Origin of the sequence: Intestinibacter sp., assembly GCF_022780145.1 — a bacterium.
In the GTDB taxonomy this organism is placed as follows: Bacteria; Bacillota; Clostridia; order Peptostreptococcales; family Peptostreptococcaceae; genus Intestinibacter.
The window spans coordinates 1-10,415 of sequence record NZ_JALEXO010000335.1 but is presented as its reverse complement, the minus strand read 5'-3'; the positions used below and the strand labels follow the sequence as shown (position 1 = coordinate 10,415).

Below are 10,415 nucleotides of genomic sequence, written 5' to 3'. Positions count from 1 at the left end.
CCCACGCGTTACTCACCCGTCCGCCGCTCTCTTCCGAAGAAGATCGCTCAACTTGCATGTGTTAGGCACGCCGCCAGCGTTCATCCTGAGCCAGGATCAAACTCTCAAAATAAAGTTACACTTTATGTCGCAATGTCCATTCGCTTCGCTCATGTCAATTGCTCAAAATAAAGTTTCCTGCTCAGACTAATCATTATCGAATATCTGGCTTGGTTTGTTGGTTTTAATTCGTGTGAATTAAAGTTTATTATTAACCTACTGTTTAATTTTCAAAGTTCATTGCTTAAGTCAGCTTAATCATTTTAACAAAATTTTATTTTTTTGTCAAGGACTTTTTTTATTTTTTATTTAAAACTTTAAAGTCCTAAGCTGTTCAAGCTCTTGTCCCTCTCTCTCAAGGACAAGTAATACTATACCATCAAAAAAAACTTTCGTCAATACTTTTTTTATTTTATTTTTATTATTTGTATATTTTTATAATTTATACTTAAATAATCTCATTAAAATATTAAATTGTATGTTCTTTATATTAACTTATTACAGCACTTCTAATTAGCTATAATTTATCATAGATTTTATAAAAAATATATTTTATAAAATCTATGTAATAAAATTATTATCTCTAAATAGTATGCCTATAATTTCAAATTTATATAACAAAAAATTTTACAAAGATAGTAATTCTTTTATCCTAGGTACATCAAATCCTAAAACATAATCGTCATCTATTTTCATAACTGGCACAGATAAAAAACCTTCTTTTATAAGCTCTTTTCTATATTTTTCACTTTTTGATATATTATATTCAATGTATTCTATATTATTTTTTTTCAAAAACTCTTTCAATTTTACACAGTTTGGGCAAGTATCACTTGTGTACATCTCGATTCTTTTCAATATATCTCACTCCTTCTTTTTCTAATTTTCCTTTATTTTCACTTATACATATTATAAAATTAATATGTATTGTAAATTATAAAAATATAATTAATAGTACATAATTTATAAAAATAAAGCAATATAATCATAATAATTAGGAGGTTATTTGTAATGTCTAAAAAGGTACTAATTATGTCTGCCTCTACAGGCGGAGGACATAATAGAGCAGCCCACGCAATAAAAGATGAACTAGATAAAAAATATATCGATGGTGAACATATAGATTGTGAAATTGTAGATAGTTTAAAAATGATCAACACAGCAACAGATAAAATTATCTCTAGTGGTTATGAAAAATCGGCTAAATATACACCTAAAGCTTGGGGTGGTATGTATAAGATCTCTGATGCTAATATAATAGCTAAAAACGAATTTAAAGGAAATTTATTCAATACTCTTATGTGTTCAAAATTAAAAAAATTATTAAAGGACTCTAGACCAGATTTAATCATAGGAACTCATCCATTTCCTATGATAGCTTTAAGTACTCTAAAAAAGAAATATCCTGATAACAATATTTTTAGTAATTTTTATATCCCGCCTCTTATATCAGTTTTAACTGACTATACAGCTCACTCAGCATATATTCAAGATGAAATTGATTATTATGTTGCTGGTGATGAATATGTAAGAGAAGTTTTAATATCAGAAGGCATAGATGATAAAAAGATAAAAGTATATGGTATTCCTGTCGAAAAATCATTTTTAGAGCATAGAGAAAGAAATGTCGTCCTTGAAGAGTTAGGACTTGCTCCTGATAAATTCACTGTATTAGTAATGGGTGGAAGTTTTGGAGCTGGAAATATAAAAGATACCTTAAAAGAATTAATATCTATAGACAGAGATTTCCAAATACTTGTAATTGCAGGCAGAAATGAAAGCTTAAAAGAAAAATTAGAAAAGTCAATTGAAAAACATTCATTTGATAAAAACATATCAGTACTTGGATTTACTAAAAAAATGAACGATATCTTATCATCTGTGGATATAATAATTTCAAAACCAGGGGGCTTAACAACTACTGAATGTTTAATAAAGGAACTACCAATGATCGTTCCTTATTACATACCTGGACCAGAAGAAGAAAACTTAGACTTTCTATCAAATTGCGGTGCGGCTATAAGAACTTCTAAAAAATTCACTCTTTCTGTATTACTAAAAGTACTTATAGATAATCCATCTAGAATAGAATTAATAAAAAATAACATAAAGGCTATAAAAAAACAAAACACAGCTGAAGATATAGCTAATTTAGTGATTGATATAATCAGTTAATTTTATCAATACACGATTAACCTCAAATACATAAATAATTAAACACAATTAATAAAGCCAACTCTCATGAGTTGGCCGATTTTACAATATCATCTTTTAATTTTTAATAAGGTTCATAAAAATCTTCTTCATAATCATACTGATAATGCTTGTAATTATTTCTGAAAGAACTATTTCTATTATCCTTTATCACATGTTTTTTTCTTTTAGTTGTACTTTTTGATTTGTCTCTTTTTTTAGATTCAATTTTTCTCTGTCTCTTTTCTTTATTGACAGTATACTCCTCAAAATCCATAGTTGTTTTCATCTTACACCTCTATTTAAATTTATTAATAAGATTATACAACAATGTTTTTAACGATTCAATTAAGTAAATAAAAAAAATCAGCGCAAAATAATATATATAAATTCACGCTGATTCATTCTATTATTAATTTTTATTATATTTCTCTTCTTCCTTCCAAGGCTTTAGATATAGTAACTTCATCGGCATATTCTAAATCTCCTCCTACAGGTAATCCATGAGCTATTCTAGTGACTTTAATTCCCATAGGCTTTATAAGTCTAGCTATATACATAGCTGTAGCTTCTCCTTCTATAGTTGGATTAGTAGCCATGATTATTTCTTTAACCTCTTGATTGCCTAATCTTTGGATTAATTCCTTTATATTTATCATATCTGGACCCACACCATCCATAGGTGAAATTACGCCATTTAAAACATGGTATTGTCCCTTAAATTCTTTTGTTTTTTCCATAGCTGCTACATCTCTAGGGTCCTCTACTACACATATCACGCTTGGATCTCTATTTGGATTAGAACACATACTGCAAGGGTCTTTATCTGTTATATTACAACATATAGAACAGTATTTGATTTCTCTTTTCGCATCTAAAATCGCTTTTGATAAAGCTTCTACATCGTTTGTACTCATGTTAATAACATGAAAAGCCAATCTCTGAGCTGTTTTTTTTCCTACTCCTGGAAGCTTTGAAAATTCTTCAATAAGCCTACTTATAGGCTCTGTATAATATTGCATCATTATCACCTACTAAAATAATCCTGGTATGTTCATTCCCCCAGCCATTTTACTCATTTGAGATGATTGAGCTTCGTCAACTTTTCTTAAAGCTTCGTTTACAGCACTTATTACTAAATCTTGTAACATTTCTATATCATCTGGGTCAACAACTTCTGGTTTCATGTTTATGTCTAAAAGTTCTTTTTTTCCGTTGACTTTGACAGTTACAGCTCCTCCTCCTACAGATACTTCAAACTCTTTAGCTTCTAATTCTTGTTGCATTTTTTGCATATTATCTTGCATTTTTTGAGCTTGCTTTAAAATTTGATTCATATTTCCTGGCATCATTCCTCCGCCATATCCTTTTTTAGCCATTTATCTTTCCTCCTTAAAAAATTTTTCATTGTATCATAATATAATTATTATCATTTATTTTAGCTTTTTTCAATACTATCTTTTACTTCTAATATATCCTCACTTACTATATCTTTTAATATCTTCTCGCCTTTATCCTCTTTTTTTATTTCAGTATTTAAATTTACTACTTGAGATTTCAAGGCTATTTTTACGTTGAAGCTTCTATTCAATACTTCTCTTATGACTTTCTCTACGTATTCTATAGTCTTTGGCGAATCCAATCTAGACTTAGCAAATGAATAATTATCAGTAAAAATTATATATAAAGTATCTTCTGATACATTAAAGCTATCTACATCTTGAAGTAAGGCCCTAGTTACCTGTTCCTTATCTTCTTTCATCTTTTGTAATATATTTTTCCATGATTTTTGTATTAATTTAACATCATCATTTTTTATATTTTCATATTCTATATTTTCTTCTGATTGACTTTCTTGTGTATTTTTATCGATTTGACCATTTCCATCAAAGTTATCCACTGATTGATTTGTGGATATGTGATTAACTTTTATATCTCCTGATTCAATTTTCTTTTCTAAATTCTCTATTCTCTTAATTAAAGCCTCTTTACTTTCATCAAACATAGGCTGAACTATTTTTATCATAGTTACTTCCATAAGAACTCTTGGATTTGATGAAGATTTCATAGCATCTTGTGTTTCTGATAATATATTTAAAATTCTTATTAAATTGTTTGTATCTATTGTAGTCGCCTGTTGTTTGAGCAAATCTATAGTTTCCTCTGGCAGTGATATAATATCGTCTAAATCATTTGAAATTTTGCAAACCATTAAATTTCTGAAATGATCTATTAAATCATTTACTAAATTTCTTACATCCTTACCCCAAACTATAAAATCATTTAAAATTTGGAGTGATTTTTTTGTATCTTCTTTTATTATTGATTCTGCCAAATCAAATAGTTGCTCTATATTTACACTTCCTAAAAGCTCAATTACATCATTATAGCTTATAGTATGTCCTTGAAAAGATATACATTGGTCTAATATACTAAGCGCATCTCTAAGTGCACCTTGTGAATTTCTAGCTATTAAATTTAATGCTTTATCATCGGCTTCTATTCCTTCTTTTTCACATATATATTTCATTCTAGAGGAAATATCTTTGACTGTAACTCTTTTAAAATCAAATCGTTGACATCTAGACAGTATTGTTGCAGGAATTTTATGTGGTTCAGTAGTCGCCAATATAAATATAACATATGATGGTGGCTCTTCTAATGTCTTTAAAAGTGCATTAAATGCTCCTTGTGATAGCATATGAACCTCATCAATTATATATACTTTGTATTTAGATTTAGAAGGAGAATATTTTACATTTTCTCTTAATTCTCTTATATCGTCTACGCTATTATTTGAAGCAGCATCTATTTCAACTACATCCATAGTTTTATCTTCTAAAATTTCTCTACAACTTTCACACTCATTACAAGGTTCATTATCGTGTAAATCAGTACAGTTTACAGCTCTAGAAAATATTTTTGCCGTAGATGTTTTACCAGTACCTCTTGTACCACAAAATAAATATGCATGCCCTACATTTTGACTTTCTATTTGATTTTTTAAAGTTCTAACTATATGTTCTTGACCTACTATATCATTAAAATTCTTAGGTCTATATACTCTATATAACGCCTTATGCACATTTATCTCCCCTTTATTTTAAATATAGTTTTTTATTCTAAATATAATTTAGACAATTTCTTTAATTATTATATCATTAAATTAATAAAAAAACTTTATTTAAACGATTCTATAATTTATAACGAATCAAAAAAATTTGCAAAATAAAAATCCCTGTCAAAAGGGATTCTGTTTTATATATTAAAATGCTGTACACCATCTATTGACTATACTTCACAGACGTTACCAAAGTAGTTAGCTCAACTTAGGCACTCCTACGTCACATGCAGTAACCACTTACTGCTGCTTCCTTCCGGACCTGACAGGGTTCATGGGCTTACATTGCATAGGACCTAAGCGTCAACACCACTTGCTTCGGGCAGCTCCACAAAGTAGTAGCCTCCAGATGGAATTCAATCCTGCTATAGCGGATAGCAGGTTACAGGGCACCGCTACTTCCCCATCTAGTACAGCAAAGTTGTAACCGATATTATGTTTCTTGGCGGAGAGAGTGGGATTCGAACCCACGATACGCTTTTGACACGCATACTAGCTTTCCAGGCCAGCGTCTTCGTCCTCTCGACCATCTCTCCAATTTATTTTTTTCTTAGGTCTTTAAAAAATCTTTGCAGAATGATCGAACACTCTTCTTCCATAATTCCAAACTCTACATTTACACGACTATCTTTAAAGTACTCCATCTTAAATGTATGTTGTTTTTCTATATTAGCATTTTTAATATGTTTAGTTCCGATAATTATATTTTTTATTCTGGAATTAACTATAGCTCCGCTACACATAATACAAGGCTCCATAGTCACATATAAATCACAATTCATCAATCTCCAGCCACCTAATGTATCAGCTGCTTCTCTTATAGCTAACATCTCTGCATGAGCTGTACTATCCTTCAATGTCTCAGTTAAATTATGACCTCTACCTATAATCTGATCATCCTTGACTACTACTGCTCCTATAGGTGTTTCACCCTTATCATATGCCTTTTTAGCTTCTTCTATAGCTTCATTCATAAAAAATAATTTATCCATCATACCTCCTAAACATATAACATATTAATATTAACATAAGTTTTTTTATAATTCAACTTATTTTTTACTTCAAATTTTTACTTTAGACGACTTTTTTTACTAAATTATTATAATTCACTTAAAAATATAAAAGGACCTATTAAATATAAGTCCCTCTTCTTTCTCTCAATTATTCAAATAAAATATTTTTTGCCCTTAATTCTTGCTTTATTTCTTCTAATACTCCTACATCAGAAACCTCAACTGTATGAATGTGATAATCTTGTGATAATGTAGATAATTGTTTAAATTCATTTCTCGATACTTTTTCCATGAATTTTTTTAGATCTCTATTTGTAGCCACATTTAAATCAGCCTTTAAAATTCCATAAGTAGGATGTTTTACTATAACATTTTTTGCTTTTCCGCCTAAATCAACTATAGTTTTTAATTCCTCAAAAATTTCCTCATTCGATTTGTGATTTTTACACATTATCTCAAACTCTCTTTTAAGAGAATTTAAAATCATATATCCAGTAGACGTTGCCAAAATTTCTATACCAGATGCTCTTAAAAGTGCTATATCTTTTACAATAACTTGTCTACTTACATCAAGTTTCGCTGATAATACACTCCCCTTTACAGGTTCATCAGCGCTTCTCAGAATCTCCAATAATTTTTCTCTTCTTTCATTTGAGTTCATTTCGCACCTTCTTCTAATTCTATTATTTTCTTTTTCACTATCTTTTATTTATTCTATATACTTTCATAACAAAAATCAATCGTTAACTTTTTTTGATTAATAAGTTATATATACAATTACAAATTAAAAAATTAACGATTAGTTTTTTATTGAATAGTAAATTATAAGATGCTATAATTGTTGTCACAGGTGTAAATACACCTGTAAATACATTTTTTAAAAAGGGGTAAATTATGACGAATCAATTATCTGAAAAGATATTAAAATTAAAAAAAGAAAAAAACGCTATAATATTAGCGCATCTATATCAAATTCCTGAAGTACAAGAAATAGCAGACTATGTAGGAGATTCTTATTATTTAAGCAAAGTAGCTCGTGATGCTAAAGAAGATTTAATTATATTCTGTGGTGTTAAATTCATGGCTGAAAGTGCAAAAATTTTATCTCCAAATAAAACAGTTATACTACCAGCTCCAGATGCAGGATGTCCTATGGCAGATATGGCTGAAGCTGAAGATTTAGAAGAAAAAATAAAAGAATATCCAGATGCATTTAAAGTTTGCTACATAAATTCATCTTATGAAGTTAAAGCTCTTTGTGATGCTTCTGTTACATCATCTAGTGCTTTAGAAATAATGAAAAATATACCTAACAAACAAATACTATTTTTACCTGATAGAAACTTAGGTGGATACATAGCTGAATTCTTCCCAGAAAAAGAATTCATACAATGGAAAGGCTTCTGCCCTACTCACGAAAGAGTATCTGCAGAAGATGTAACAAAATTAAAAGAAGAACATCCAAATGTAAAAGTTTTATCTCATCCTGAATGTTCTAAAGAAGTTAGAGATTTAAGTGATTATATAGGTAGTACTAGCGGTATAATCAAATTTGCAACTGAATGTGAAGACAAAGAATTCATAATATGTACAGAACAAGGAGTATTACATCAACTTAAGAAAAATAACCCAGATAAAGAGTTCTACTTCCCAGAAAATATGATCTGTCCTAACATGAAGAAAACTACTTTACAAGATGTTTACGACGCATTAACTGGTAAAAAAGAAGAAATCATTCTAGACGAAGAAACTAGCAAAAAAGCTTTAACAGCTCTAGAAAATATGCATAAATTGGGGAAATAATTATGAAAAATAAAAATGTTGATGTTTTAATAATTGGATCAGGAGTTTCTGGTTTATATAGTGCTCTTAATTTAGATAGTAATTTAGATGTTTTAGTCGTTTCAAAAGGAAAAATAGACTGCACTAATACAGCTTTAGCTCAAGGCGGTATTTCAGTTGCTAGAAACAAAGAAGATATCCCAGACTTTATAGAAGATACTCTTAAAGCTGGACAATATAAAAACGACTTAGATGCTGTAAAAGTTTTAACTTCTGAATCTATAGAAAATGTAGAACAATTAGTTTCTTTAGGCCTTAAACTCGACCTAGATGAAAATGGAAACTGGGATTACACAAAAGAAGGTGCTCACTGTATAAACAGAATAGTACATACTAACGACCATACAGGTGAAGATGTTGAAAAAACACTTGTAAAAAACGTACTTACTAGAAAAAATATAACTGTTTATGAAGATACTTTCTTTGTAGACATAATTGAAGACAATGATAAATGTATAGGAGCTATCCTATTAAAGAATAATGAACAAATAAATGTTTTTGCTAAATATGTGATTCTAGCTTGTGGTGGAATCGGAGGACTTTATAAAAATTCTACTAGTCAAAGAATTTTAAAAGGCGATGGTTTAGCTGCAGCTATAAGACATAACGTAGAACTTAAAGATATTAATTACATACAAATACATCCTACTGCTTTTTACGATGAAACAGAAGATGAAAGAAGATTTCTTATATCTGAATCAGTAAGAGGCGAAGGCGGTATACTTAGAAATGTAAATGGCGAAAGATTTGTAAATGAATTATTACCAAGAGATGTCGTTTCAGCTGCCGTATTTGAACAAATGAAAAAGACAAATACACCTTATGTTTTATTAGATATCAGCTTCCTAGACCCTGACTACATAAAAAATAGATTTTCTTTAATCTATGAAAATTGTCTTGCAAAAGGAACTGATATAACAAAAGAACCTGTAAAGGTATCTCCTGCCCAACATTACTTTATGGGCGGTATAAAAGTAGATACTAATAGTCAAACATCTTTAGATCGCCTTTTCGCAGTTGGTGAAACTAGCTGTACAGGAATACACGGTGCTAACAGATTAGCTAGTAACTCTCTACTAGAAGGATTAGTATTCTCTAAGAGAGCTGCAAATGTTATAAATAATTCAATTGATAATACAGAATTAATCACAAAACCTGTCAATACTGTGGATAAGACAATCGAACAAATTGCAGCAGAAAATAAAAAATTAGTTGTAGAAGCTATTAAGGAAAAAGGTGGTATAATAGATGATTAATTTTTTAATTGTAGATAAAATAATAAAAGACGCCCTTGTTGAAGACATTCCAAATGAGGATATAACTACTAATTCCATAATATCAGAAGATAGTATATCTTCAGTTGATCTTCTTTGTAAAGAAGAAGGTATAATAGCTGGATTAGAAGTATATGCAAGAGTTTTCCACATATTAGGTGGGGTAACTGTGGATTTGTTGAAAAAAGATGGGGATAAAGTATATCCAAAAGAAAAAATCGCTGAACTTAAAGGTAATACTAGAAATATACTTATGGGAGAAAGAGTTGCTTTAAATCTCCTTCAAAGAATGAGTGGAATAGCAACTTTGACTAATAAATTTGTAAAGCAAATAGAACATACTCACGCAAAATTATTAGATACTAGAAAAACAACTCCTAATTTAAAAATATTAGAAAAATACGCTGTAAAAGTCGGTGGTGGAAATAATCATAGATTTAACCTATCTGATGGTGTAATGCTTAAGGACAACCATATAGATGCAGCTGGTGGAATAACTAATGCAGTTAATCTAGCTAGAAAAAATTCTTCATTTGTTAGAAAAATAGAAGTCGAAACAGAAACTCTAGATATGGTACAAGAAGCATTAGATGTAAAAGCAGATATAATAATGTTAGATAATATGGACTTAGATACAGCTAAAAAGGCTGTTTCTATGATAGGAAACAAGGCTGAAATCGAGTTTTCTGGAAATGTTTCATTAGAAACAATAAAATCCATAGCCGAAATAGGTGTAGATTTTATATCAGTAGGTGCCCTAACTCACTCAGCTAAAATACTAGATTTAAGTATGAAAAACCTTAAACCTTTAAACTAGCAACTCCATAAAATATTAAAATAAAAAAGTCTACATTTTGATAATTAATTAAAAACTTCAAAATGTAGACTTTTTATATTATTCGTAAAGCTCAAATAAATTTAAAATATAAAAAA

General features: G+C 29.4%; 11 protein-coding genes, 1 tRNA gene, 1 rRNA gene and 1 other RNA gene. 4 read left to right on the top strand and 10 right to left on the bottom strand.

Annotated features, from left to right (window positions below):
- Window positions 1-112: ribosomal RNA gene (locus MR593_RS12675) — 16S ribosomal RNA — on the bottom strand; the annotation flags it as partial.
- 554 nt (window positions 113-666) lie between these two features.
- Complete coding sequence (locus MR593_RS12670; protein ID WP_290693601.1) at window positions 667-897, bottom strand: glutaredoxin family protein; 231 nt, start codon at window positions 895-897, stop codon at window positions 667-669.
- Window positions 898-1,050: 153 nt separating this feature from the next.
- On the opposite strand from MR593_RS12670, the gene MR593_RS12665 reads away from it, so the two are divergent.
- Entirely contained in the window at window positions 1,051-2,214 is a 1,164-nt protein-coding gene (locus tag MR593_RS12665; RefSeq protein ID WP_290693598.1) for an MGDG synthase family glycosyltransferase, read from the top strand.
- A gap of 103 nt (window positions 2,215-2,317) precedes the next feature.
- Here the strand turns inward: MR593_RS12665 and MR593_RS12660 are convergent, their stop codons facing one another.
- The 8 genes from MR593_RS12660 to MR593_RS12625 form a co-directional block, all read right to left on the bottom strand.
- The gene (locus MR593_RS12660; protein WP_290693595.1) at window positions 2,318-2,521 is read right to left on the bottom strand and encodes a hypothetical protein; all 204 of its coding nucleotides are present in this window, start codon (window positions 2,519-2,521) and stop codon (window positions 2,318-2,320) included.
- Window positions 2,522-2,654: 133 nt separating this feature from the next.
- Window positions 2,655-3,254: a recombination mediator RecR gene (recR, locus tag MR593_RS12655; RefSeq protein WP_290693592.1), complete on the bottom strand. Its 600-nt coding sequence runs from the start codon at window positions 3,252-3,254 to the stop codon at window positions 2,655-2,657.
- Between the two features lie 12 nt (window positions 3,255-3,266).
- Window positions 3,267-3,611, bottom strand: coding sequence for a YbaB/EbfC family nucleoid-associated protein (locus tag MR593_RS12650; RefSeq protein WP_290693589.1), 345 nt, complete (start codon window positions 3,609-3,611; stop codon window positions 3,267-3,269).
- Window positions 3,612-3,670: 59 nt separating this feature from the next.
- On the bottom strand, window positions 3,671-5,317 hold the full coding sequence (dnaX, locus tag MR593_RS12645; protein ID WP_290693586.1) for a DNA polymerase III subunit gamma/tau: 1,647 nt from the start codon (window positions 5,315-5,317) through the stop codon (window positions 3,671-3,673).
- 188 nt (window positions 5,318-5,505) lie between these two features.
- An RNA gene (gene ffs / locus MR593_RS12640) (signal recognition particle sRNA large type) lies at window positions 5,506-5,769 on the bottom strand.
- A gap of 27 nt (window positions 5,770-5,796) precedes the next feature.
- A tRNA-Ser gene (locus MR593_RS12635) sits at window positions 5,797-5,889 on the bottom strand.
- Between the two features lie 3 nt (window positions 5,890-5,892).
- Window positions 5,893-6,345, bottom strand: a complete 453-nt coding sequence (locus tag MR593_RS12630) for a nucleoside deaminase (RefSeq protein WP_290693583.1) — start codon at window positions 6,343-6,345, stop codon at window positions 5,893-5,895.
- A 169-nt stretch (window positions 6,346-6,514) separates the two neighbouring features.
- Window positions 6,515-7,027 carry a transcription repressor NadR gene (locus MR593_RS12625; protein ID WP_290693580.1) on the bottom strand — a complete coding sequence of 171 codons (513 nt, stop codon included), beginning with the start codon at window positions 7,025-7,027 and terminating at the stop codon, window positions 6,515-6,517.
- 233 nt (window positions 7,028-7,260) lie between these two features.
- On the opposite strand from MR593_RS12625, the gene nadA reads away from it, so the two are divergent.
- The 3 genes from nadA to nadC are packed head-to-tail and all read left to right on the top strand — an operon-like array spanning window position 7,261 to window position 10,299.
- On the top strand, window positions 7,261-8,169 hold the full coding sequence (gene nadA / locus MR593_RS12620) for a quinolinate synthase NadA (RefSeq protein ID WP_290693577.1): 909 nt from the start codon (window positions 7,261-7,263) through the stop codon (window positions 8,167-8,169).
- A gap of 2 nt (window positions 8,170-8,171) precedes the next feature.
- On the top strand, window positions 8,172-9,464 hold the full coding sequence (locus MR593_RS12615; protein WP_290693574.1) for an L-aspartate oxidase: 1,293 nt from the start codon (window positions 8,172-8,174) through the stop codon (window positions 9,462-9,464).
- Entirely contained in the window at window positions 9,457-10,299 is an 843-nt protein-coding gene (gene nadC, locus MR593_RS12610; RefSeq protein ID WP_290693571.1) for a carboxylating nicotinate-nucleotide diphosphorylase, read from the top strand. The genes MR593_RS12615 and nadC overlap by 8 nt, the downstream gene beginning before the upstream one ends.
- Window positions 10,300-10,415: the final 116 nt, after the last annotated feature.

Excerpts from the sequence above, each read along its gene's own strand:
- MR593_RS12665 (WP_290693598.1), top strand. The coding sequence starts at position 1,051 with ATGTCTAAAAAGGTACTAATTATGTCTGCCTCTACAGGCGGAGGACAT.
- MR593_RS12660 (WP_290693595.1), bottom strand. The coding sequence starts at position 2,521 with ATGAAAACAACTATGGATTTTGAGGAGTATACTGTCAATAAAGAAAAG.
- recR (WP_290693592.1), bottom strand. The coding sequence starts at position 3,254 with ATGCAATATTATACAGAGCCTATAAGTAGGCTTATTGAAGAATTTTCA.
- MR593_RS12650 (WP_290693589.1), bottom strand. The coding sequence starts at position 3,611 with ATGGCTAAAAAAGGATATGGCGGAGGAATGATGCCAGGAAATATGAAT.
- MR593_RS12630 (WP_290693583.1), bottom strand. The coding sequence starts at position 6,345 with ATGGATAAATTATTTTTTATGAATGAAGCTATAGAAGAAGCTAAAAAG.
- MR593_RS12625 (WP_290693580.1), bottom strand. The coding sequence starts at position 7,027 with ATGAACTCAAATGAAAGAAGAGAAAAATTATTGGAGATTCTGAGAAGC.
- nadA (WP_290693577.1), top strand. The coding sequence starts at position 7,261 with ATGACGAATCAATTATCTGAAAAGATATTAAAATTAAAAAAAGAAAAA.
- MR593_RS12615 (WP_290693574.1), top strand. The coding sequence starts at position 8,172 with ATGAAAAATAAAAATGTTGATGTTTTAATAATTGGATCAGGAGTTTCT.
- nadC (WP_290693571.1), top strand. The coding sequence starts at position 9,457 with ATGATTAATTTTTTAATTGTAGATAAAATAATAAAAGACGCCCTTGTT.